This window comes from Ferrovibrio sp. (assembly GCF_965278975.1).
GTDB lineage: Bacteria > Pseudomonadota > Alphaproteobacteria > Ferrovibrionales > Ferrovibrionaceae > Ferrovibrio.
In genome coordinates this window covers 2,818,844-2,842,716 of record NZ_OZ257126.1, presented here as the reverse complement: position 1 = coordinate 2,842,716, position 23,873 = coordinate 2,818,844, and the positions used below count along the sequence as shown (strand labels likewise).

General features: G+C 64.4%; 21 protein-coding genes. 8 read left to right on the top strand and 13 right to left on the bottom strand.

The window, feature by feature from the left end:
* Positions 1–88: 88 nt before the first annotated feature.
* Both ACQY7X_RS13645 and ACQY7X_RS13640 read left to right on the top strand, forming a co-directional pair.
* Positions 89–1,501 carry a PLP-dependent aminotransferase family protein gene (locus ACQY7X_RS13645; RefSeq protein ID WP_428245961.1) on the top strand — a complete coding sequence of 471 codons (1,413 nt, stop codon included), beginning with the start codon at positions 89–91 and terminating at the stop codon, positions 1,499–1,501.
* Positions 1,494–2,924: an L-lactate permease gene (locus ACQY7X_RS13640; protein ID WP_428245959.1), complete on the top strand. Its 1,431-nt coding sequence runs from the start codon at positions 1,494–1,496 to the stop codon at positions 2,922–2,924. The genes ACQY7X_RS13645 and ACQY7X_RS13640 overlap by 8 nt, the downstream gene beginning before the upstream one ends.
* Here ACQY7X_RS13640 and thiD read toward each other — a convergent pair.
* The 3 genes from thiD to folP are packed head-to-tail and all read right to left on the bottom strand — an operon-like array spanning position 2,921 to position 5,987.
* Positions 2,921–3,730, bottom strand: coding sequence for a bifunctional hydroxymethylpyrimidine kinase/phosphomethylpyrimidine kinase (gene thiD, locus ACQY7X_RS13635; protein WP_428245957.1), 810 nt, complete (start codon positions 3,728–3,730; stop codon positions 2,921–2,923). The genes ACQY7X_RS13640 and thiD overlap by 4 nt on opposite strands.
* A gap of 25 nt (positions 3,731–3,755) precedes the next feature.
* Positions 3,756–5,099 carry a phosphoglucosamine mutase gene (glmM, locus tag ACQY7X_RS13630; protein ID WP_428245955.1) on the bottom strand — a complete coding sequence of 448 codons (1,344 nt, stop codon included), beginning with the start codon at positions 5,097–5,099 and terminating at the stop codon, positions 3,756–3,758.
* 54 nt (positions 5,100–5,153) lie between these two features.
* Positions 5,154–5,987, bottom strand: a complete 834-nt coding sequence (gene folP, locus ACQY7X_RS13625) for a dihydropteroate synthase (RefSeq protein WP_428245953.1) — start codon at positions 5,985–5,987, stop codon at positions 5,154–5,156.
* Positions 5,988–6,165: 178 nt separating this feature from the next.
* Between folP and ACQY7X_RS13620 the strand changes: the two genes are divergently transcribed.
* The 3 genes from ACQY7X_RS13620 to ACQY7X_RS13610 all read left to right on the top strand — a co-directional run bounded on the left by ACQY7X_RS13620 (position 6,166) and on the right by ACQY7X_RS13610 (position 8,430).
* Positions 6,166–6,636: a Dps family protein gene (locus ACQY7X_RS13620; protein ID WP_428245951.1), complete on the top strand. Its 471-nt coding sequence runs from the start codon at positions 6,166–6,168 to the stop codon at positions 6,634–6,636.
* A gap of 116 nt (positions 6,637–6,752) precedes the next feature.
* Positions 6,753–7,730, top strand: coding sequence for a protein-methionine-sulfoxide reductase catalytic subunit MsrP (gene msrP, locus ACQY7X_RS13615; RefSeq protein ID WP_428245949.1), 978 nt, complete (start codon positions 6,753–6,755; stop codon positions 7,728–7,730).
* 49 nt (positions 7,731–7,779) lie between these two features.
* On the top strand, positions 7,780–8,430 hold the full coding sequence (locus ACQY7X_RS13610; protein ID WP_428245947.1) for an HAD family hydrolase: 651 nt from the start codon (positions 7,780–7,782) through the stop codon (positions 8,428–8,430).
* Positions 8,431–8,692: 262 nt separating this feature from the next.
* Here the strand turns inward: ACQY7X_RS13610 and ACQY7X_RS13605 are convergent, their stop codons facing one another.
* Genes ACQY7X_RS13605 through ACQY7X_RS13590 form a run of 4 tightly spaced genes read right to left on the bottom strand, consistent with a single transcriptional unit; the run spans position 8,693 to position 14,848 of the window.
* Positions 8,693–10,903, bottom strand: coding sequence for a PAS domain-containing sensor histidine kinase (locus tag ACQY7X_RS13605; protein WP_428245945.1), 2,211 nt, complete (start codon positions 10,901–10,903; stop codon positions 8,693–8,695).
* A gap of 8 nt (positions 10,904–10,911) precedes the next feature.
* Positions 10,912–11,799 carry a LysR family transcriptional regulator gene (locus tag ACQY7X_RS13600; protein WP_428250062.1) on the bottom strand — a complete coding sequence of 296 codons (888 nt, stop codon included), beginning with the start codon at positions 11,797–11,799 and terminating at the stop codon, positions 10,912–10,914.
* Positions 11,800–11,841: 42 nt separating this feature from the next.
* Positions 11,842–12,810, bottom strand: a complete 969-nt coding sequence (gene trxB / locus ACQY7X_RS13595) for a thioredoxin-disulfide reductase (RefSeq protein WP_428245942.1) — start codon at positions 12,808–12,810, stop codon at positions 11,842–11,844.
* Positions 12,811–12,841: 31 nt separating this feature from the next.
* The gene (locus tag ACQY7X_RS13590; protein ID WP_428245940.1) at positions 12,842–14,848 is read right to left on the bottom strand and encodes a hypothetical protein; all 2,007 of its coding nucleotides are present in this window, start codon (positions 14,846–14,848) and stop codon (positions 12,842–12,844) included.
* A gap of 157 nt (positions 14,849–15,005) precedes the next feature.
* Between ACQY7X_RS13590 and ACQY7X_RS13585 the strand changes: the two genes are divergently transcribed.
* On the top strand, positions 15,006–15,503 hold the full coding sequence (locus tag ACQY7X_RS13585) for an Lrp/AsnC family transcriptional regulator (RefSeq protein ID WP_428245938.1): 498 nt from the start codon (positions 15,006–15,008) through the stop codon (positions 15,501–15,503).
* Positions 15,504–15,509: 6 nt separating this feature from the next.
* On the opposite strand, the gene ACQY7X_RS13580 is transcribed toward ACQY7X_RS13585, so the two are convergent.
* Complete coding sequence (locus ACQY7X_RS13580) at positions 15,510–15,920, bottom strand: GFA family protein (RefSeq protein WP_428245936.1); 411 nt, start codon at positions 15,918–15,920, stop codon at positions 15,510–15,512.
* Positions 15,921–16,054: 134 nt separating this feature from the next.
* Entirely contained in the window at positions 16,055–17,635 is a 1,581-nt protein-coding gene (locus tag ACQY7X_RS13575) for an MFS transporter (RefSeq protein ID WP_428245934.1), read from the bottom strand.
* A 252-nt stretch (positions 17,636–17,887) separates the two neighbouring features.
* On the opposite strand from ACQY7X_RS13575, the gene ACQY7X_RS13570 reads away from it, so the two are divergent.
* Positions 17,888–19,468 (top strand): sensor histidine kinase, encoded by a 1,581-nt coding sequence (locus ACQY7X_RS13570; RefSeq protein WP_428245932.1) that lies wholly within the window; start codon positions 17,888–17,890, stop codon positions 19,466–19,468.
* The gene (locus tag ACQY7X_RS13565) at positions 19,465–20,190 is read left to right on the top strand and encodes a response regulator (RefSeq protein WP_428245930.1); all 726 of its coding nucleotides are present in this window, start codon (positions 19,465–19,467) and stop codon (positions 20,188–20,190) included. Before ACQY7X_RS13570 ends, ACQY7X_RS13565 begins: the two co-directional genes overlap by 4 nt.
* Positions 20,191–20,193: 3 nt before the next feature.
* Here ACQY7X_RS13565 and arfB read toward each other — a convergent pair whose 3' ends face one another.
* Genes arfB through ACQY7X_RS13545 form a run of 4 tightly spaced genes read right to left on the bottom strand, consistent with a single transcriptional unit; the run spans position 20,194 to position 23,836 of the window.
* Positions 20,194–20,613 carry an alternative ribosome rescue aminoacyl-tRNA hydrolase ArfB gene (gene arfB, locus ACQY7X_RS13560; RefSeq protein ID WP_428245928.1) on the bottom strand — a complete coding sequence of 140 codons (420 nt, stop codon included), beginning with the start codon at positions 20,611–20,613 and terminating at the stop codon, positions 20,194–20,196.
* Positions 20,614–20,619: 6 nt separating this feature from the next.
* Positions 20,620–21,903, bottom strand: coding sequence for a phosphopyruvate hydratase (eno, locus tag ACQY7X_RS13555; RefSeq protein ID WP_428245926.1), 1,284 nt, complete (start codon positions 21,901–21,903; stop codon positions 20,620–20,622).
* Positions 21,900–22,907 (bottom strand): phosphotransferase, encoded by a 1,008-nt coding sequence (locus ACQY7X_RS13550; protein ID WP_428245924.1) that lies wholly within the window; start codon positions 22,905–22,907, stop codon positions 21,900–21,902. Before ACQY7X_RS13550 ends, eno begins: the two co-directional genes overlap by 4 nt.
* Positions 22,886–23,836, bottom strand: coding sequence for an MBL fold metallo-hydrolase (locus ACQY7X_RS13545; RefSeq protein WP_428245922.1), 951 nt, complete (start codon positions 23,834–23,836; stop codon positions 22,886–22,888). Before ACQY7X_RS13545 ends, ACQY7X_RS13550 begins: the two co-directional genes overlap by 22 nt.
* Between the last annotated feature and the right edge of the window lie 37 nt (positions 23,837–23,873).

Below are 23,873 nucleotides of genomic sequence, written 5' to 3'. Positions count from 1 at the left end.
CGTCAATTTGGGCGACATTGAATTGGTTCAATGTCTGGATTGAATTTGTCATTGACACATTGATCCAGTCAATGCAAATATTGACACCATGACAATATGGACGCCCAACCTCGAACAATTCCCTGGTCCGCGCTACCAAGCGCTGGCCACGGCTATCGAAACCGCCGTCCGCTCCGGCGAATTGCCGCCCGGCAGCCGCCTGCCGCCGCAGCGCGACCTGGCCTGGAAGCTGGGCGTCACGGTGGGCACGGTGAGTCGCGGCTACATGCTGGCCGAACAGAAGGGCCTGCTTTCGGGCGAGGTAGGGCGCGGCACCTTCGTGCGCTCAAGCAATGACGACTCGCCCGCTGGCGAAGCCCTGGGCGAGCTGGCACCGGTGCAGAGCCTGCGCCTGCCCGGCCTGATCGAGCTGTCGCATAACGAACCGATGCTGCCGGACTACGATCCCATTCTGCGCCGTTCGCTGCGCACCCTGGCGGCGCGCGGCGGCCTGGAGCATCTGCTCGGCTATAGCCGCAGCCTGGGTGATCCGGCGCATCGCGCGGCAGCAGCGCAATGGATTGGCCGCACCGGCCTCAAGCTTTCGCCCGAGCAGGTGATTGCCACCGCAGGCGCGCAGCAGGCCATCGCCATCGTGATGACGGCCCTGGTCGAAGCGGGCGAGACCGTGCTGGTGGAAAGCCTGACCTATGGCGGCATCCATGAGAATGCGCGGCTGCGTTCGGCGACACTGCATGCGGTGGCGATGGATGACCACGGCATGCTGCCCGAGGCGCTGGATGAAGCCGTGCGCGAAACCGGCTCGCGCATTGTCATGCTGCAGCCGACGATCCATAACCCGACCAATGCCACCATGCCGCAGGAGCGGCGCCAGGCCATTGTCGATGTGGCGCGGCGGCACGACCTCACCATCATCGAAGATGATGTCTATGGCTTCGTGGTGACCGAGCGGCCACTACCGATTGCTTCGCTGGCGCCAGAGCGCACCATCTACATCACCAGCGCCTCGAAATGCATGGCGCCCGGCCTCCGCGTCGGCTGGCTGGCGGCACCGCTGGCGCTGATCGAGCGTTTCGCCGATGCACAGCATGCCATTGCGGTGAACAACCCGCGCCTCAACCAGGAAATCGTGCGGCAATGGATCGAGGACGGCACCGCCGCCACGATGCTGGACAGTCTGCGCACCGAAACCGCCGCGCGTCAGATACTGGCCGCCGAAATCCTGGCCGGCTACCGCATGAAGAGCCATCCGGCCAGCCTGCATTGCTTCGTTGAGCTGCCCGAACCCTGGCAGTCGAACGACTTCACGGCGCAGGCGCTGATGCAGGGCGTGCGCATTGCCGGCTGCACGTCCTTCGTGCCGGATCATCGCCAGAGTCCGGCGCCGTGGGTGCGTATCTCGCTCGCCCCGTCGCCGAGCCGTGAGGAACTGGCTGAAGGCCTGCGCCGCCTGCGCGGCCTGCTCGACCGCCGCCCCGAAGCCCGCCGCGGCGTTGTTTAATACTATAGCCTACCTGGCGCCGATCCTGCTGGTCGGCGTGCTGGTACTCGGCAGCCGCCTGCCGCTGCTCTATGCCGGTGGCGCCGGGCTGCTGGCGACTCTGCTGGCCGCGACGCTGACGCCGCTGGATTACTGGCCGCTGGTCTGGGCCGAGACGCTGAAAGGCGCCTGGCTGGCGCTGCTTTCCGGCGCCATGGTGCTGGGCGGCCTGATCTTCCACCACACCCTCGGCAGCAACAGAGCCAGTAACGACGCAGCATCGCGTCGGCCGCATCTGCATGCCTTCGTGCTCTGCTTCATCGCGGCCCCGGTGGTGGAATCAGCCATCGGCTTCGGTGTCGGCTTCGCCGTTGCCATCGGCGGCCTGCTGCGCCTGGGCATCCCGCCGCTGCGCGCCGCGGTGCTCAGCCTGGCGAGCCAGATGCTGGTGCCCTGGGGTGCGCTAGGCATCGGCACACTGATCGGCGCCTCGCTGGTACATCTGCCTTTGCCGGCTTTCGGCTTCCATTCCGCCATGGTGATCGCACCGTCCCTGCTGGTGATGCTGGCGTGGTTCTGGCACGGCATGGAACTGAGCGGCATCTCCGGCAACCGCCGCGACAAGCTCAGCGAACTGGCGCTGCTGCTGGCCCTGATCGGCCTGCTGATCGCCGCCAACTACGCCGGCATTGTCGATGCCGCCGGCCTGCTCGCCACCGCGCCGCTGCTGGCTTTGCTGCATTGGCGCGATGTTCTCGCCGACCGTGTCGCCTGGCGCCTGGTGCTGCCCTATGGCCTGCTGCTGGCATTGCTGCTGTTCACCCGCCTGATCCCCGAAATTGCCACAACTTTGCAGAGCCTGCTGGTCTGGCAACCCCTCCCCGACATGCCGGCCTTCCCGCTGCTGTATTATGCCGGCACCCTGCTGCTGCTGGCGGCACTGATCACGCTGGTGATGCAGGGCGGCCTCCCTCGCCTGCCAACCATCGTGGCACAAAGCTGGCGCGGCGGCCGCCTATCCATTGGGGCGACACTGCTGTTCCTGATCATGGCGCGGCTCTATGCCGGCTCCGGCATGGCGGCCGAACTGGCGGCACAATGGAATGGCTTCGCCGGCACGCTGGCGCCGCTCGGCACACCGGTTTTCTCCGGCCTGGCCGGCCTGCTCACCGGATCGAACACCGCTTCCAACAGCCTGATGCTACCGATCCAGGTCGCCCTGGCCGAGCAAAGCGGCATGCCCGTGCTATGGCTTGCCGGTTTGCAGAACACCACCGGCAGCCTGATCAACAGCCTGTTTCCCGGCAAGCTGGCCCTGGCCTGTGCCTTCGCCGCCATTCCCGGCCAGGAACGCGCCGTGCTGCGCGCATCGCTCGGCTATGGCGGCCTGATGCTGGCCAGCGCGATGCTGGTAGCACTGCTGATCCTGCTGCTGAACGCTTAGACTATCCGGTGCCCGTGATTGAGCGGACCATGGCCCTGGCCGAAGCCGGGTGCGGTCTCCATGGCGCGGCGTACATAGCGGCGCGCATCGATCACCGCCTCGGCCAGCGGCTGGCCCAGTGCCAGGCCGGTGGCAATGGCGGAAGCCAGCGTGCAGCCGGTGCCATGGGTCGAGCGGGTATGCAGCTTGGTGCTGGTGAAACGCTGCACGCCCTGGCGGTCGAGCAGCAGATCGACCAATTCATCGCCTTCCAGATGGCCGCCTTTCAACAGCACCGCACGCGGGCGCAGCGCCAGCAGGTCACGCGCCGCCAGCTCCATCGATGCGGCATCGGCAACGCTGCGGCCGATCAGCGCGCCGGCCTCGGGCAGGTTTGGCGTAATCACCGCTGCACGCGGGATCAACTGCTCGATCAATGCCACTTCGGCTTCCGGCTGCAACAGCCGCGCACCGCCCTTGGCCACCATCACCGGATCGACCACCAGCGGCACATCGGGCGCCAGTTCGTCCAGCACCTGCACGATGGCATGGATCACCTCGGGCCGGTTCAGCATGCCGGTCTTGATCGCATCGGCGCCGATATCGCGCAAAACCACGCGCATCTGCTGCGCCACGAAATCCGCCGGCACGTCATGCACCGCATGCACCGTTATCGTGTCCTGCGCGGTGAGCGCGGTAATCGCCGTGGCGGCATAACCGCCCAGCGCGGTCACGGTCTTGATATCTGCCTGGATTCCGGCGCCGCCGCCAGAATCCGATCCGGCGACAATCAGCACGCGGCCACGGTTGCGGTTGTTGACGCTCATGCGGCCGATCTCATTTCAGTGCGGTTCACGCAGCGCGCTCAAGCGCAGCGACAATGCTGTCCACCACATCGCTGACCAGGCGCTCATCCTCGCCTTCCGCCATCACGCGGATCAGCGGCTCGGTGCCCGAGGGGCGGATCAGCACGCGGCCATTGCCGGCCAATCTGGCCTCGCCGGCCTTGATCGCATCGCGCACGGCGGGCAGTTGCAGCGGCTCGGCGCCCTGCACCCGCACATTCTTCAGCACCTGCGGGAATGGCTCGAAGCGGCGACAGAATTCCGAGGCCTTGCGGCCTGAATCGACCAGCGCCGACATCACCTGCAAACCGGCAATCAGGCCATCGCCGGTGGTAGCGAAATCCGACAGGATGATATGGCCGGATTGTTCGCCGCCGAGATTGTAGCCGCGCTCGCGCATCGCTTCGAGCACATAGCGGTCGCCGACCTTGGTGCGGGTCAGTTCAAGCCCGAGATTGTTGATGAACCGCTCCAGGCCGAGATTCGACATCACCGTGGCCGCCAGGCCACCCCGGCTGAGCTTGCCCTGGGCCAGCCAGCTTTCGGCGACAATGGCCATGAGCTGGTCGCCATCGATCACCTGGCCGCGCTCATCCACCATCACCAGGCGGTCGGCATCGCCATCCAGTGCCAGACCGAGATCGGCGCCATGCTCCAGCACCGCTTGCTGCAAGGCACGCGGATGAGTGGAGCCACATGCCTTGTTGATGTTGAAGCCATCCGGCTTCACGCCGATGGCGATGACATCGGCTTCCAGTTCCCACAGCACATTCGGCGCCACCTTGTAGGCGGCGCCATTGGCGCAATCGACCACCACCTTGAGGCCGGCCAGTTTCTGGCCCTTGGGCAGGGTCGCCTTGGCGAATTCGACATAACGGCCGCCGGCATCTTCCAGCCGCTTGGCGCGGCCCAGCTTCGCAGGCTCGGCCAGGGGCGGCTGCGCTTCGCCGAGGATCATCGCTTCGATCTCGGATTCAGCGGCATCCGAAAGCTTATAGCCATCGGGGCCGAACAGCTTGATGCCGTTATCGTGGTAGGGATTGTGCGAAGCCGAGATCATCACGCCAAGATCGCAGCGCAGGGCGCGGGTCAGCATCGCCACCGCCGGCGTCGGCATCGGCCCGACCATGAACACATCCATGCCCACAGCGGTGAAGCCGGCCACCAGGGCTGGTTCCAGCATGTAGCCGGAAAGGCGGGTATCCTTGCCGATCAGCACACGGTGGCGGTGGTCGCCCCGGGTGAAATAGGCACCGGCTGCCATCCCTACTTTCAGGGCCGTAGCAGCCGAGATCGGCTCGGCATTGGCCAGGCCGCGAATACCATCGGTGCCGAAAAAGCGTCGTGACATAAAGCCTCTGGGAAACCGGGGGGCCTAGGGCGACTCGGGGAAAATGCGACAGAACTATACGACACCCTCCAGACCCTGCCAAACCCGCAGGGCCTGAACCGTCTTATCCACATCATGCACGCGCAGGATATGGGCGCCATGGGCAGCCCCCCACAGCGCGGCAGCCACCGAACCAGGGATGCGCATGGTCGGCACCGTTTCGCCGGTGAGATGGCCGATGAAACTCTTGCGCGACACCCCCAGCAGCACCGGGCAGCCCAAGGCGCCAAAGCGCGGCAGGGCCCGCATCAGCGCCAGGTTATGCGCCGGGGTCTTGCCGAAGCCGATACCCGGATCAACGATCAGGCGGGCCCGGGCAATGCCGGCAGCCTCGCAGGCAGCTATGCGGCGGCGGAGATAATCCAGCACCTCGGCCACCACATCCTCATAGCTTGGCGCCTGCTGCATGCTGGTCGGCTGCCCCTGCTTGTGCATCAGCACCACGGCGCAATCACTGCCCGCCACCACGCCCAGGGCCGCCGGATCGTCCTCCAGGGCGCTGATATCGTTGATGATAGCGGCCCCGGCCCGCAGCACCGCGCGCATCGTGGCGGCATGGCGGGTGTCGATGCTGATCGGACGGGCGAGATTCCGCAGGCCTTCCAGTACCGGCAGCAGGCGGGCGATTTCAGCTTCTGGCGCTATCGCCGCCGCCCCGGGGCGGGTCGATTCCGCGCCGATATCGATCACATCGGCGCCCTGCGCCACCATGGCGCGGGCCTGGGCAATGGCGGCATCAGCGGCAGCACCGAGGCCATCGCCGGAAAAGCTGTCGTCGGTGGCATTGACGATACCCATGACGATGGGCCGCGACCAATCCCAGCCAAGCATAGGGGGCAGATCCGTCATGCCGGCGTTCCTATCGCGTTCGATTCGGCCCCGCAACCCCTGCATCCGGGCTGCGAATTGGAACCGCTCCAGGAAATCGCGGAAAACCCATTGTCAAACCAATCTGTTGCCACATTTCTGGAGTAATTCTAGTCTCGTACCATTGGATAAACCGGTTAAGTAAAGAAGGAGAGCCCCCATGGAAATCGATATTGGCATTGCCGAGAAGGACCGGAAGAAGATTGCGGATGGCCTGTCGCGCCTGCTCGCCGACACCTACACGCTCTACCTCAAGACCCATAACTACCACTGGAACGTCACCGGCCCGATGTTCCAGACCCTGCATCTGATGTTCGAGACCCACTACAACGAACTCGCGCTGGCGGTGGATGCCATTGCCGAGCGCATCCGCGCCCTGGGTGTCGCGGCACCGGGCACCTATGCCAAGTTCGTGAAACTCTCCAGCATCAAGGAAGTGGAGACGATCCCGGCTGCCACCGACATGATCAAGGATCTGGTGAAGGGCCACGAAGCCGTGGCGCGCACCGCCCGCGCGGTGTTCCCGGTGGCCGACAAGGCCAGCGACGAGCCGACCGCCGATCTGCTGACGCAGCGCCTGCAGGTGCATGAAAAGACCGCCTGGATGCTGCGTTCGCTGCTGGAGAAGTAAGTTCAGTATTTCGTGAGCGGGCGGCATTGCCGCTCACTCAAGCTTGATTGGCACCCGGCGGCGGAAGGGCTACCTTCCACGCCGGGTGTTTTCAATTCCAGAGCAGGAACAGGACAATGCTGATCAAGCGCGGGCGTGGCTGGGAGATCAAGGAAAACGAGATCACGCCGGAGAAGCATTTTCTCGACCGGCGCGCGGCGATTTTCGGCCTGGCCGGTGCCGCGGCGGTGGCTGCCGGCCTGGGGAGCAAGGCTCTGGCGCAGGCCAAGGCTCCTGCACTGGTGGCGCCGGAACTCTATCCGGCCAAGCGCAATGCGGCCTATCAGGCTGGCCGCGACCTGACCGAAGAAAAGACCGCCACCAACTACAATAACTTCTACGAATTCGGCACCAACAAATACATCGCGGACTCGGCACAGAAGCTGACCATCAAGCCCTGGCGCATCCAGATCGACGGCATGGTGGAAAAGCCGATCGAGATCGATGCCGAGGAACTGATCCGCAAGATGCCGATCGAAGAACGCGTCTACCGCTTCCGCTGTGTCGAAGCCTGGGCCATGACGGTGCCATGGAGCGGCTTCCAGCTCAGCGAACTGGTGAAATTCGCTAAGCCGGCAGGTGATCCGAAATATCTGCGGATGGAAACCTTCGTGCGCAGCGACGAAGCGCGTGGCCAGCGCCAGGACTGGTATCCCTGGCCCTATACCGAAGGCCTGAGCATGGCCGAGGCCATGAACGAACTGGCCTTCATGGTCACCGGCGCCTATGGCAAGCCGCTGCCGAAGCAGATGGGCGCGCCGATCCGGCTGGCGACGCCGTGGAAATACGGCTTCAAGTCGGTGAAATCCATTGTGCGCTTCTCCTTCACCAACGAGCGCCCGCGCACCTTCTGGGAAGGGCTGGCGCCGGATGAATACGGTTTCTGGGCCAATGTGAATCCGGCCGTGGCGCATCCGCGCTGGAGCCAGGCGACGGAAGAAATCATCGGCACCGGCAAACGCATCCCCAGCGTGATCTATAACGGCTATGGCGAGCAGGTCGCCGCGCTCTACAAGGATATCGAGGGCGGCACCGGCCGGAAGCTGTTCATGTAACTTTGCGGCGCTATAGTGCGTGTCCCCCTGTTTCTTCGCGGGACACGCCATGGCGGCTCCAACGCTGGTTATCTTCGATCTCGACGGCACACTGGTGGATTCTGAGCCGCTGGCGAATCAGGTCTTCTACGAAAAGCTGGTAACGCTGGGCCTCGATCCCGGCATCAATGAAGCCCGCGTGACGGAGGATTTCACCGGCCTCAACCTGCAAAGCTGCTTCAAGCATGCGCGCGAGCAGTATGGCCTGGAAATCCCCGCTGGCTTCCGCGACGACCTGCAAGCCGCCACCTATGCCCGCATGCGCGCCGAATTGCAGCCGATCCCCGGCGTGCCGGCGATGCTTGAGGCGCTGACCCTGCCGCGCTGCGTCGCTTCCTCCTCGGATCTGGAAAAGATCGCCCTGAGCCTGGAACTGACGCGGCTGCGGCCGCATTTCGGCAGCCATCTTTTCAGCGCCGAACAGGTGGCGCGCGGCAAGCCGGAACCCGATGTGTTTCTGCATGCCGCGGCGCAGATGGGCGCGCGGCCCGGTGATTGCCTGGTGGTGGAAGACAGCCTGCCCGGCGCCACCGCCGGCATCCGTGCCGGCATGCGCGTGCTGGCCTTCCGCCCGGAACCTTCGGCGGCCGACGCTGCCTTCACCGCCATGGGCTGCGAGTTGCTGCGTGGCATGGACGCGCTGCTTGGCCGCCTGAACTGATAGGCTTGACCGATCCAGTCTGATCAAAAAAAAACCGGCCGGGAAACCCAGCCGGTTAAGTCTTAACAGGGAGGCTCCGCGCGCGAGACGCGCGGACGGCCGGGACAGCGGGGGAGCTGTCCACAGCCAAGTTTCTGGCCGAAGCCAAAAACCGGAAGATGCTGCGACGCAACATCTAACGAGGATGGATATAATGCCGTTACGGCGATTTGAGTATCCGTCGATTTGTCAGGCCAGCCATGCATCGGCTGCATAACTACAGTTAAAGAGTCAGGCGTTCGACAGGTCCTGCCGGTTCAACCGGAAAATGCAGTTTCACACAAGTGCCACGACCACGTTCCGAGTCGATCTCGATGCGGCCGTTATGTAATTCGATCAAACTCTTAACCAGCGGCAGGCCAAGGCCAGTGCCGCGCATCTGGGAAACCAGGGCGCTATCCACCTGGCCGAATGGCTCCATCGCCTTGCCGATATCCGCCGGGCTCATACCAACGCCAGTATCCTCGACGATGATACTGACACCGCCATCCTCGCGGATTTCGGGATAGAAGATCACGCGCCCACCGGATGGCGTGTATTTCACCGCGTTGGTCAGCAAATTCACCAGCATCTGCTTGGCCAGGCGTTCATCGGCGGTGACCGGCAGCTCATCGAAATCGGCCGGCCCGATAAGCTGCACCAGACGGTCGGCGGCCAGCGGGCGGACCAGGGTGATGCAATCGGCCTTCAGCCTGGCCCAGGGAACTTCGGCGAGATGCAACTTCATCTTGCCGGCCTCGACCTTGGACAGGTCGAGAATGTCGTCGATCACCGCCAGCAGGTGCCGGCCCGCAGACAGGATATCCCCGGCATAGCGGTCGTATTGCGGCACACCGGAAGAACCGAGCAGCTGCAATGCCATGATCTCGGAAAATCCGATGATGGCATTGAGCGGCGTGCGCAGTTCGTGGCTCATATGCGCCAGGAACTGGCTCTTGGCGCGGTTGGCGAATTCCGCTTCCTGCAAGGCCTTGATCGCGGTACGCCGCGCCGTGTCCAGCGTCTCGGTGCGGGTGGCGAGTTCCTCCGCCTGCTTGGCCAGGCTTTCATTGGCAGCATGCAGCTCGCGCTCGTGCTGCTTCAACTCGGTGATATCGGTGATCAGCGACGCCGTGCCGCCATCGCTGAGGCGGAAGTCGCGAATCTGCAGCCAGCGGCGGTCGCGGGTATCGTAGAAGATATGCGGCTCGCCACGCGCCGCATGGAAGATGCGGATGCGCTCGGCGGTCCAGGCGCCATAATCGGTCTGCACGCCGGCCTCGGCAGGCAGCGGCCGGGCACGTACCGAAGCGGCACAGACATCGACATGGCTCAGGCCGCGCGCCGCCTCTGGCGCCAAGCCGATGATGCCGGCATAGGCATGGTTGCAGATCAGCAGTCGCTGATCCGGCCCGAACAATGCCACGCCATCAGGAACCGCGCTCACGGCATCGAGCAGGCGCTGCTCAACCTCGCGCAGCTTCACTTCCGAGGTGCGCCGCGCGGTGATGTCGTTCACCACCACCAGGGCGGATTCCTCTTCCGCATAGCGCATCGGCACCGCCGCCATGGTGGCCCAGATCACCGTGCCGCGCGCGGTGATGAGCTGGAATTCCTGATTGGTCTCGCCGCCGCCGAAGATGCGCTTGTGATGCGCCGGGTCGAGCCGCGAGCGGATCGCCTCGACACCCACCGCGATGCCGAACAATTCCGCCGCCGGGCGGTTGGAATAGAGGAAGCCGCCATCGCGGCGCCGCACCACCACGATGGGGAATGGCGCGGTATCGAGGATCGAACGCAAGCGGCTTTCGGTTTCCTGGGCCGCGATGCTGGCGCGGTCGCGTTCGCGGAGCATGACCCGCAGCCGGCCGACCAGAAGGGCACCGCGCGAGAAATAGCGGTTGAGCCGCCAGGCAAAGCCCCCCAGCAGCACCAGCAGCACCACGCCGACCAGGGCCAGGATCAGGCTGGCACGGTCGCCGCGCCAGGCCATCAGCAGGATGGACGGCAGCAGCGCCGGCAGCACGACCAGGCCCGACAACGGCAGATGCGCCGCCACAGTGAGGGTGCCGGACACCACCATGCCCATGATGCAGAGCAGCGCCAGCATGGTCTCTTCGGTGCGCGGCGCGATCAGCGTGGCCACCAGGATGCCGCCGAGCAGCAGACCGTTCAGGCAATAGGCGGCACCAAACAGCCGGCGCCAGTTCACCGCATGCTGGAACTCACGGCGGCGATGATCGAGACGGAAACGGGCATGCAGCAGGAATTGCAGCAGCAGCACCAGCACGATGCCGATGAAATAGCTGTAGCGCCACAGCGCCTCGACATGATCGCGCAGCAGTTGGGTGACCAGGAAGGCGACCAGCCCTTGCGCCACCATGTCGAGTGGCCGGCGCACCTGCACCAGCAACTCATTCAGGCGCGGGATAACCTGGTCCGACTGGGATCGCATAGGCGACTTCAATACTGCCAATCGGCGACTTTGCGAAGCAGGAAATCCCGGAACACGGCGAGGCGCTTGGTGGCGCGCAATTCTTCTGGATAGACAAGATAGGTATCGAAGGCAGGGCCATCGACATTCGGCAGCACGCGAACAACGCGCGGGTTATTCTGCACCAGGTAGTCCGGCATCGCGGCGATGCCAAGTCCGCTGGCCACCGCCTGCAGCACGCCATAGACATTGTTGATCGACAATACCGGCTCACGCGGCCGGGCCGGCTCACCGGCGTTGAGCAGCCAATTCAGATTATTGAAATGCGCCGGTGCTTCCTCGCCATAAACGATGATGCGGTGGCGATCCAGATCGGCCACGGTCTGCGGCGCGCCGTGGCGGGTCACATAATCCACCGAGGCGTAGATGTGGTTGTGCACGGTGAGCAGCTTGCGCTGTACCAGATCAGACTGCGTCGGCTTCCACATGCGGATCGCCACATCGGCCTCACGCATCGAAAGATCCAGCTCGTGGTCATCCACCAGCAGGGAGATGCGGATATCCGGATAGAGATCCATGAACTCCTTCAGCCGTGGCGCCAGCCAGACGGTGCCGAAGGTGACGGTGGAGGTGACGCGCAGGTCGCCAGACGGCTTGTCCTTGCTGTCGGCGATCATCGCTTCCGCCACCGCCAGGCGCGAGAAGATATCGCGCGCGGTGCGGTAGAGCAGTTCACCCTGTTCGGTAAGGATCAGGCCACGGGCATGGCGGTGAAACAGTGTGGTGTTGAGCTGGGTTTCCAGCGCGCCGATCTGGCGGCTCACTGCCGATTGCGACAGGCCAAGCTGCTCGCCGGCATGGGTCAGGCTGCCAGCCTCGGCCACGGCATGGAAAATGCGCAGCTTGTCCCAGTCCAGCGCCGACATCGTTCTGTTGCCCCCTCCCCCGTGCTGGGGGTTCTAATCGGCCGCTTCGGCCGCGTGGTGCGAATGACCCGCCACGAATTTTTCCGCTTCCAGCGCCGCCATGCAACCGGTACCAGCCGCCGTCACCGCCTGGCGGTAGATTTTATCCTGTACGTCGCCAGCCGCGAAGACGCCGGGAATCGCCGTCTGCGTCGTACCCGGCTTGGTGGTGAGATAACCATCCGCATCCAGCGGCAGCTGTCCCTGGAACAACGTAGTGTTCGGCGTATGGCCGATGGCGATGAACACACCATCGGTCGCCAGGGTCTGCACCGCGCCGGTCTTCACATTCTTCAGCCGCACGGCATTGACGCCCTTCGGCTCCTCGCCGCCCAGGATCTCGTCGATCACGCTATCCCACACCACCTTGATCTTCGGGTTGGCGAAGAGGCGGTCCTGCAGGATCTTCTCGGCCCGGAAACCGTCGCGGCGATGTACCACGGTAACTTCCGACGCATGGTTGGTGAGATAGAGCGCCTCTTCCACGGCGGTATTGCCGCCACCGACCACCACCACCTTCTTGCCCCGGAAGAAGAAGCCGTCGCAGGTGGCGCAGGCGGAAACGCCGAAGCCCTGGAAGGCCTGCTCGCTCGGCAGGCCGAGCCAGCGCGCCTGGGCACCCGTGGCGATGATCAGCGCCTCGGCAACATAGGTATCGCCAGAGTCACCCTTGGCAACGAAAGGCCGCTTGGAAAGATCAATCTCGGTGATGATGTCGTGGATGATCTCGGTGCCGACATGCTTGGCCTGGGCTTCCATCTGCTCCATCAGCCAGGGGCCCTGGATCACCTCGGCAAAGCCGGGGTAATTCTCCACATCGGTGGTGATGGTGAGCTGACCGCCGGGCTGCAGGCCATGCACCATGATCGGCTTCAGCGAAGCGCGCGCGGCATAGATCGCGGCGGTGGCGCCGGCCGGGCCGGAACCGAGGATCAGGACTTTGGTGCTGAAGGTCTGTGCCATTTCTCTACTCTCTTATCTCTCTCGCCGCGCCTCAGAAGCCGAACATGTGATCCAGGCAGAAACTCTGCCGGCCATGTTGCAGGCCATGGAAGCCGAACAGCCGGCAGGTGACATCACGAATCTGGACCCAGGCGCCGGAGCCGGCGCGCTGGCGCAGATCGTCGCCGAACAGCGCCGATACCTTGAAGAAATAGGAGCCGCCATGGGGAATGGCAATGTCGCGCTCCGCTACCGGGCGGTATTGGCCATCAAACAGCGTCAGTTTGGTCTCGGAAGCGCCCGGGCCATAGCTGTCCGCCGGCAGCGAGGCCGGGTAGATCAGGTGGCAGATCGAGTCGAAGGGGGCATCGCCCAGCCGCAGGAACAGCCGCGTGGTCAATCCCGGCGGGCGGTGGGTGTAGCTCTGCGGCTCGTCGCGATAGGTGATCGGCATATTATAGATATGCGCGCCGAAGATGGTTTCGGCCTGATGCCCTGAGTCGCGCTGTTCATACAGGCCCAGCGCATGCAGCCAGCCATCGCCTTCGCCGCCTTCGCGGAAATCGTAGAGGTATTCCACATGGCCGTAACCGGAGCCAAGCCTGGCACCGGCCGACTTGATCCAGCCATCGATATCGGCGGGCCGCGAGTCGCGCCGCGCCAGGCGGCCGAGATACTCCTCTGCCACGGTTTCGCCGGAGGCATCCACCAGGGCGACGCGCAACGGCAGTTCGTTCTGTGCCGTCGACATCGGCGTCGGCAGGGTGACCGAGCGCCATTCCGCCACCGGCAGCACCGGCAGCGGCATGATGTAGCCCTTGCCGATCAGGCCGGTCAGCTTCGGCAGATTCGGGTCCGGCTTGAGGTCGATACGCTCCACATTGGCATGGGCAATGCGCCGGCGGCCCGGCTTGGTGCTGCCCTCACCCTGGACGATTTCGTAGCGCGGCCGCACGAAATAGCGCCCGGCCTGGATTTCGATCTGATCCGGGAAACGTGCCTCAGGCAACAGCGCGCCAAGATCGACGGCCACGGTACCGAACGGCGGCACTTCCTGATCGAACCAGGAGATCGCCTGTGCCCCCATCAGGTTGGCACCGATGGCGCCGGCGGGAATCGTCAGCGGATGGCTGTTCTGCACCCAGAGCAGCAATTTCTCGCCATCCTTCGGCGCCGGCACGCCGGCATAGAGATCCGCCGGCCAGGCATTGGCATCATGGGTGCAGGAAAGCTGCGCGCCGGAATCGGAGAAACTGTCCAGCGCGTATTTCACCACGTCGTGGCCCTTCACGCGTAGCGCATGCAGGAACAGCGAGCCGGCGAAATCGCCCAGGCCGAAACGCTGCCGCACTTCGCGGCTGTCGATGGCGATGGAATGGAAGGCGCCGCCGAGATTCTCCTCGGTCCATTCCACCAGCACGCGGCCATCGCTGCCGAACAGGCAACACCACAAAGCCGGCGCCTCGGCGCCATAGCCGGTCCAGTAATTCGCCGTCACCACCTTGGTATGCAGGCCGTCGCCGCCATTGCCGGGGCCGGCGGCTTCATCACGCATGAAGGCAAAATTGGTGGCGAAATTGATCGGGTCGAGATAGCGGCCACGGTTGCTGAGCCAGCTATCGGGCAGCCGCATGGCATCCAGGGTCAGCACCGCGCAGCCGGGTGGCAGCAGGCGCTCGATCTGCTTGGCCAGCAACTGGGCGTCAAAAGCCGTGATCAGCACGGCATCGGGCTGCAACGCCCTGATATCCGTCACCGGCCGGGTGGTCAGCCCCAGGCGGTTCTGGCCGATATCCTCGATGCGCTGGACCAGCACGGCGGCCAGGTTCGGGCGCGGAATCGGGAAGAAGGCATCGAAATGCTCAGAGGCCGGCGAAGGTTCCGGATCGTAGACCACCAGGCGCTGGAACCTGGCCAGGCTGGCGGCAAGTTCCCGCCCCTGCGCCATGGTGCGGGGATGCCCTAAAGCCTTGAACAGGCTATGCCCACCGAAATTGTTGCCCGGACGCCAGCCGCCACGGGCGTCCTGGTTGGAAAACGTCTCGAATTTGAGCGCCATGCGGGCCTGGGCCTTTGCTTGAAACCGTGCGCGGGACGGTAGCACCGCGACCGCTGCACATAAATCGCTTCGGCCTCGTTTTTTCCCTGTCTGCACCCTTGGAACAGGCGGGCTTTGTATAATATTATTGCGTAACGGGGCGCCAGTAGGATTTTTTATGCAAAAAGTTAAGCTCGATCAGATCGACCGCAAGATCCTTGCCGATCTGCAGGCCGATGGCCGCATGACCAACGTAGAACTGGCACAGCGGGTGGGGATATCCGCCCCGCCCTGTCTGCGGCGAGTGCGGGCGCTGGAAGAGGCTGGCTACATCAAGGGCTACCATGCGGACCTGAATGCCCAGCTGCTGGGCTATGGCGTGACCGTATTTGCCATGGTGGGCCTGAACAGCCAGGCCGAACATGACCTGGTGGCTTTCGAGCAGACCGTGGCCGGCTGGGCCCAGGTGCGCGAATGTCACATGCTGGCCGGCGAGAATGACTTCATCCTCAAGGTAGTGGCGCGGGACTGGGATGCCTACCAGACCTTCCTGACCAAGGAACTCACGGCGCTGACGAATGTGGCGCATGTGAAAACCGCGCTGACCATCCGCTGCTCCAAAAGCGAACCGGGCGTGCCGGTGGATATGCCCAACGACGACGCCACGGTCGATTGAGGTAGTTTAGCGCCGCGGCGGCAGCCCTTCGAATTGCGGCATCTGTTCCGGGATCACATGGAAGTCCTGGCGATCCATGGTGTAGATCGCCAGCTTCGGTCCGCCAAACTTCGCCGGCTCATCCAATGTGCCGATCTTCAGCACCACCGCCGGCAGGCCGGGGCGGCGCGTGATCAGGTGCGTGCCGCAATCGGCGCAGAATTCCCGCGTCACCGGTTGTTCAAGATCGCCACGGGTGAATTGCTTCGGCTCACCACTGGTGTAGCTGAAGCCCTGGGCCGGCATCAGCATGAACAGGTTGGGCGCGCCGCCGGTGATATACTGACATTCGCGGCAATGGCATTGCGCCTTCATCATCGGCTCACCTTCTGCGCGGTAGCGCAGCTTGCCGCAATAGCAGCCACCTTCCAGTGTCATCCCAGCCTCCCTGGATAATTCTGGCGGCATTATCGGCCAGGGTGGCACGGCATGGTCAAGCCTTCCCCTGCGGACAAAAAAATACCCGGCCGAAACGAGTTCGGCCGGGCTCATGCCAGGGCAGGACTGCTCAGTCAGGCATGAAGGTCGCGGTCCAACTTGTCGCGGAGGAACAACGAACCAACGACAAGCGACATGACCGCGATAGCAATCGGATACCAAAGCCCCATGAAAATATTGCCGGACGCCGACACCATGGCCGGCGCCAGCAGCAGCAGCAGACTGCCGAAACCGCTGAAACCAAGCTGTAGCGGCATCGATAGCGACGAGACCCGCAGCCGTGCCGGAAATGCTTCCGCCAAGAAAGCAGCCAGCGGCGCGAAAACCATCGCCGCCAGCAGCGCCAGCAATGTCAGCCACAGCAGTGTGAGCGGATAATTCACCCGCGCCGAATCCGCAGCAGTTGGATAGCCGCCATCACGCAAGACAGCCTGCAGCCGTGGCGGGTCGAAGCTGTGCAATTCGCGGGTGCCGACGCGCAACGTGAAGGCATGGCCCGGCAAGGCAGGCTGGCTATGGAAACTCAAGCCGGCGCGCAGCAGGAAATCGCGCACCTGATCGCAGGTATTGCGCTCCGAGCCGGCCCCCGGGAAATTGGCACCGCAATCGGCGGCAATGGCAATCGGTGTGCGCTGCTGGAAATCGGCCAAGGCTGGATGCGCGGCATGACTCAGCGCGTTGAACAGCGGGAAATAGCTTACCGCCGCCAGCAGGCAGCCGGCCATGATGAGGCGCAAGCGGCCGATGCGATCCGACAACCAGCCGAACAGCAGATAGCCGGGCGCCGCCAGCAGCAATGCTGCGCCCGCCAGGCCATAGGCGGTGCCGGTATCAAGTTTCAGCGTCTCGGTGAGGAAGGTCAGCGCATAGATATGGCCTGTGTACCAAACCACGGCGGGGCCGGCCGTGGCCCCCAGCAGCACCAGCAGCACCAAGCGATTGTTGGGATAGCGGAACAGGCTTTCGCGCAGCGGCGCATCGGCATTGCGGCCTTCCGCCTGCAGCCGCTGGAACACGGTGGATTCGCTCATGCGCAGGCGGGTGAGCGCAAACAAGGCCAGCAGCAATGCCCCACCGAGAAACGGCAGCCGCCAGCCAAGCTCAGCGAATTCAGCGGGGCTGAAAACGCCGCGGCTGACGCTCAGTACCACCAGCGCAAGCAGCAGGCCCAGCGAGCCCGCTGCCTGCAGCCAGCCGGTCGCCTGGCCGCGCTGCGCCTGCGCTGCCTGCTCGGCAACATAGGCAATAGCGGTGCCTTGGCCACCGCCCAGGCTGATGCCCTGCAAGGCACGCAGGGCCAGCAACAGCAACGGCGCTGCCCAACCAATGCTGGCGAACCCTGGCAGCAAACCAAGCAACAGGGTGGCGAGGCCCGATACCAGCAGCGACAGCAGAAAAGCGGAACGGCGGCCGCGACGATCCGCCAGCGGGCCGAACAGCAGCGCGCCAAGTGGCCGGGTCAGCAGGCCGGAAAGATAGGTGGCGAAAACCGCAAGCAGGGCCGCGGCTTCACTGCCCAGAGGGAAGAAATGCCCAGCCAGCACCGGCGCCAGCAGCAGATAGATATAGAAATCATACCATTCGAACAGGCTGCCCAGCGCCGCAGTGGCAACAGGACGCCAGCCGGCGGCAACCCCTGTGCCTGCCGCTGCCATCCTCAATCCTGCCACCGCCTCGCTCATGGTTCAGGTCCGGTCCTTGTACGCTGCCGGCGCTCCTGACGCCTCTGCTGTCAGACTCCCATGGTGGGTCGTAAACTCTCCATGGCTAATGCCCCCGGGGCGCATAAACAAAAAGTAATGTCTGTGGTTGCAGCGCATTGCATGCCACTGGCTTGCTCATGGTTGCGGGCGGCGCGTGTTTACGGGAGACTGGCCTGCCGATACCAAGAGTTGCGGTGCCGTAGCATGGCCATGCCCGCCTTCTTCCACGTTGCAGATACTGGCGAGCCGGATATGCGTCCGCGCTGGATGGGGCATCGCGTCGCACCGCTGCTCGGCAGCGCGGCGCTTACCGCAGTCTGCGGCCTGATCGCGCATGTGCTGGAATTGCTGCTGCCGATAGACCACCTCAGCGTGGTGTTTCTGCCCGCCGTGCTGGCCAGCGCCATCGCCTGGGGTCTGGGGCCATCGCTGTTCGCCGCCGTGCTGGCGGTCGCTGTCTCCAGCTTCTTCTTCTACAAGCCGTTCTACAATCTCCATATCGGCGAGCCCCAGGAGCTGGTCGACTTGGTGGTGTTCACCGCCGTGGCCGTGGTGGCCAGCCATCTCGCTGCCTTTGCGCGCCGCCATGCCCTGGAAGCACGGCGCCGCGAGGCCGATCTTGCCGATCTGCAGCGTTTCAGCCGCCGCCTTGCCGATACCGCCGATCCGGCCGGTGTTGGCCAGGTGATCGTCGAGCATCTCGGCGGCGCGGCGAAACCGGCCTACCTGTTCGAGCCCCAGCGCGGCAGCCTGGAACCAATTGCTTCCAGCACCGCGGCGCAGCAGCAGCCGCTGCCGTTTGAGGAAGCGCGCAAGGCCTGGAGCGATGCACTGGCCTCGGGCGCGGCACGGGTGCAGGCGGATGTCGGGCCCTGGCGTTTCCATTTCCTCCGCGCCGGTGGCCGCGCCATCGGCTTGCTGGCCCGGCGGCGTGATGATCTGGGCGCCATCGGCGAAACTGATTACGGCGCCGCGCTGCTGGACCAGGCAGCCACCGCGCTGGAGCGTGCACAGCTGGCCCTGGCGATGGAAAATGCCCGCGTCGCCAAGCATGCCGAGCGGCTGCGCGAAGCGGTGATCGGTGCCATCAGCCACGATCTGCAAACACCGCTGGCCGCCATCATCGGCGCCGCCTCGACGCTGGAAAGTTTCGGCAGCCTGGTGGACGAACCGCAGCGCGTCGAACTGCTCGGCACCATCCGCGAGGAAAGCGAGCGCCTGGGGCGCAACTTCTCCAAGCTGTTTGACATGAGCCAGATCGGTGCCGGCGAACTGGTACCGAAGCTCGAACGGCTGGAACTCGCAGACATCGTTGATGCCGTGCTGCGCCACACCGCCCGTGTGCTGCGCGCGCATCATGTGGAGGTATCGCTGCCCGTCGATCTGCCGATGCTGCATCTCGACGCGCTGATGCTGGAGCATGCACTGGAGAACCTGCTGGAGAATGCGTCGAAATACGCAGCCGCCGGCACCAGCGTCAGCCTCACGGCGCGGCAAGAAACCGAAGCAGGCCGCGAGCGCGTGGTGATCGAGATCGCCGACCAGGGCGTCGGTATCCGCGCCGACGAGATCGAGCGCATCTTCGAGCCGTTCTACCGCGCCGGCCGCAGCGGCGATGGCCTGGAACCACGCCCCGCCGGCAAGGGCCTCGGCCTGATGATCAGCCGCGCCTTTGTCGAAGCCAATCGCGGCACGCTTACTGCCAGCAGCCCCGGCCCCGGCCAGGGCTCTATTTTCCGCATCTCTCTACCAGTACCGCCGGCAGAACCGGCGTTGGAGGCATGATGACCCAGAAGAACACGATCCAGAAAATCCTGGTGATCGACGACGAGGCTCCGATCCGGCGCTTCCTGCGCACCGGCCTGTCGGTGCACGGCTATGATGTCGCCGAAGCCGAGTCCGGCCAGGAAGGTCTGCGGCTCGCTGCCGCCTCGCCGCCAGACCTGGTGGTGCTGGACTTGCAGCTTGGCGACATGGACGGCCTGGATGTGTTGAATCGCCTGCGTGAATGGAGCGCGGTGCCGGTATTCATTCTCTCGGTGCGCAACCGGGAAGTCGAGAAAGTCCGCGCCTTTGAACTCGGTGCCGACGACTATGTTGTGAAGCCTTTCGGCATGGCGGAATTCGTTGCCCGCGTGAAGGCACTGATGCGCCGGCGCAAGGCCGATGCGGTGACCGGCGAGCCGGTATTCAATGTCGGCGAACTGGCCATCGACATGGCGCATCGCGTGGTATCGATGCGCGGCGAACCGGTGCGTCTCTCGCCCAAGGAATACAAGCTGCTGAGCCAGCTGGCGCTGCATGCCGGCAAGGTGCTGACCCATGACCAGCTGCTGCGCCATGTCTGGGGCGCCGCCCATGCCGAGGATGTGCATTACCTGCGTATCTTCATGCGCAAGCTGCGCCAGAAGATCGAACCCGATCCGACCCGGCCGCGCTATATCGCCACCGAACTCGGCGTCGGCTACCGCCTGCTCACTGCCGATCAGGCGCAATTGGCGCGCTGAAACCTAGTCCAGATTTGGACGCCCGCGGCCTGCTTTGACATTGCCGCGCTTGGCCTTGGAATCCATGCGCCGCTGCTGCGATCCCTTGGTCGGCTTGGTAGCACGGCGCGGCTTCGGCTTGTGTGTCGCCTGCCGGATCAGGTCCACCAGCCGGGCAATCGCATCCTCGCGGTTGCGCTCCTGGCTGCGATGAGCCTGGGCGGTGATGATGATGACACCATCATTCGTGGCACGCTGACCCGCCAGGGCAAGCAGCTTGGCACGGACCTCCTCGGGCAGCGACGGTGACTGCGCCGCGTCGAAGCGAAGCTGCACGGCGGATGACACCTTGTTGACATTCTGCCCGCCAGGTCCGGAGGCACGAATGAAGCTCAACTGGATTTCATCGTCGCGCAGAGCAATCCGCTGGGTCACCTGGATCATGTCACATCATCCCATCGCCAGGGCTGCACGGCCCCAGAAACACGCCCGGCTGCCCATGGCCTCTTCGATGCGCAAAACCTCGTTCCACTTCGCCATGCGCTCCGAGCGTGCGAAAGAGCCGACTTTAAGCTGGCCGGCATTCCACCCGGTGCTGAGATGGGCAATGGCGACATCCTCGGTTTCGCCCGAACGCGCTGAGACGATGCGGCCCCAGCCCGCCGCCTGCGCCACACGCATGGTGGCGGCGGTTTCGCTCACCGTGCCGGCCTGGTTCGGCTTCAGCAGCACGGCGGTGCAATCGCCGCCGGCAATCGCAGCCGAAGTGCGCGCCGCATTACTCACCAGATAATCGTCGCCGATCACCTGGCAGCGCCCGCGCACCGCCTGGGTGAAGGCGCGCATGCCTTCCGCGTCGGTTTCCGCCACCGGATCCTCGATTGAGACGATGGGATAGCGGCCAAGCCAGCCTTGCAACATCTCGATCATTTCCGGCGTCGTCAGCCGGCGGCGCTCCAGCCCGAGCACATAATGCTGGCCGTCATGGAATTCGGAAGCCGCGATATCCAGCGAGATCGCCGCGCCTTCGCCCGGGCGGTAACCGGCGGTCTCGATGGCGCGGGTGAGCATATCCAGCGCCTGCTCATTCGACTCAAAAGCAGGCCAGAAACCACCTTCATCGGCCACGCCCGCCAGCTTGCCGGCATCCGCCATCAGCTTGCCGGCAGCACGGTAAACCTCGGCAGTTATCACCATGGCTTCATCGAAGCTCTGCGCACCGAGCGGCATGACCATGAAATCCTGGATATCGACGCGCCGCGCCGCATGGGCGCCACCGCCGAAGATCTGGATTTCCGGCAGCGGCAGCGCCACATCGGCATCGCCGGCCAGATAGCGCCAGAGCGGCAACTTTTCGGTAGTGGCCGCCGCCTGCAGCACCGCCAGCGACACGGCGATCACCGCATTGCCGCCCAGCCGCGCCTTGTTCGGCGTGCCATCCGCCGCGCAGAGTGCTGCATCCACCGTTTCCTGATCGCCGGCATCAAGGCCGCGCACGGCATCCGCCAGCGCGCCATTCACATGCGCTACCGCCTGGCCGACATCGAAACCGCCAAGCGCCGAGCCGCCGTCGCGCAGATCAATCGCCTCATGCCGCCCGCGCGAGGCACCCGCCGGTGCGATGCCGCGCCCCAGGCTGCCATCGGCAAGGGTCACCTCCGCTTCCACCGTCGGTCGGCCACGCGAGTCCCATACCCGCCGGCCACGCACCGCAACGATCTGCCTCGCGCTCATGCGTCGAATTCCCTGTTCCAGGCCGCCGCCACGGCTGCCAGCCGCACCGGCGGATCGAGGAGCAGCGGCCGCGCCACCCGGCGCACCAGTTCCCTGTCCTCTTCCCGGGTGACATATTCCACCGGCGACTTGCCGTCCACCCGCGCCAGCAGCAGACCAGGCAGCAGGCCTGCGGCACGGGCCTCCAATGCCGCCGGCAGTTCCCAGGCCACGCCGGCAAAGTAATGCTGTGCCAGCGCCGCGAAGCAACGCTGGAAACCAGCATGGACGGCACGGTTCCACAGACTTTTCAGCAGCAGATGATTGAGGCAGAAGGCCAGATCGAAGGCCGGGTCACCATACCAGGCACATTCGGCATCTAGGAAAACCGGACCCCTTGGCCCGGCCAGGATATTCTTCGGGCTGACATCGCCATGCACCAGGGCCCGCTTGTTGGCCTGCGTGGTGGCGATCAATGCCTGGAAACGGGCGGCAAGATCGCCATGCGCCCGCCCGGTGGCGCCGAGATAGGGATCCAGGCGGATATCGAAGAAAATCCGGTCGGTGGGGAAATCCGCCGCTACCGCCGCGCTGTTGGCGGTGGCGGCATGGATTGCCACCAGCCTGTCCGCTACGGCGGCAGCGAAATCCGCATCGGCCAGGCCATCGCGCAACTGTGCCTTCCAGAGCGGATGCTCGGCTGGCAGCAGATAAGCCATGGCGAGGCAGCCAGTGGCCTCATCCTGCCCCAGCAAAGCCGGCACGGCACCGGGCGCGGCGGCGGCGGCCACCTGCATCCAACGGGCCTCGTAGCGGTTGCGCTCCACCGGTGCCTGCCAATCAGCCGCGACCCGCAGCTTCGGCAATGCGCGCTTGACGCAGACCGGGCCGCCATCGAGTTCAACGCGCCAGATATCCGAGGACACACCACCGGTAAGCGGTTCACCATGCAATGGTCGGCCCAGGCCCATATGGCCAAGACCAGCGACAATCTCGGCCGGGATCACCCTTGCAGCCTCGCCCACATATCCTGGTCGCGTTCGGCAGTCCAGATGCGCGGATGGGCCAGGCCGCTGGCTTCGTCATAGGCCCGTGCGACATTGAACGGCATGCAATGATCGAAAATGGCAAAATTGCCGAAGCGTGGCGCCATCGCAGCATTGGCGCGGTCGAAGGCATCCTTCAAGGACAGCCCCTTGGCAGCGCTTTCCGATACCGAGCCATAGAGCGTGGTGAGGAAATCGCGGGTCAGTTTCAGGCCATCACCAACCTGGTCGCGCTGCACCAGCGCATCGCCGCGCCCCGGCACCAGAGCCGTCGGATTGAATTCGGCGATGGCATCCAGTGTCTTCGGCCAATCGGCGAAATGGGCATCACCGCAATAACAGGCGGAATGATACTCAACCAGATCGCCGGAAAACATCACGCCGGCATCTGGCACCCAGGCAACAATATCGCCCGCCGTATGGCCACGGCCCAGATGCATCAGATCGACGCGGCGGCGGCCAAGATAAATACTCATCTTGCGCGGAAAGGTCATGGTCGGCCAGGTCAGGCCGGGAATGGTCTCGGCGGCGCTGAACAGGCGCGGGAAGCGGCCATATTCGGAATCCCAATCCTCCTTGCCACGCTCGACGATCAGGCTGCGCGTGGCATCGGACGCAATCACCTGTTCGGCGCCATAGGCAGAGGCACCCAGCACGCGCACGGCATGGTAATGCGACAGCACCACATACTTGATCGGCTTGTCAGTGACGCGGCGGATATGCCCGATCACGCTGGCGGCCATCTTCGGCGTTGCCTGGGCATCGATCACCATGACACCATCATCGCCGACAATGACGCCGGTATTGGGATCGCCCTGGGCGGTGAAGGCGTAGAGGCCTTCGCCCAATTGAGTGAAGGAAACGACCTTTTCCTCAAGATCGTTGGTCGACGCGAAGCCCTTGGCCATGCTGTTCCTCCCGGCGGATTCTTGTTCTCTGCCGGGC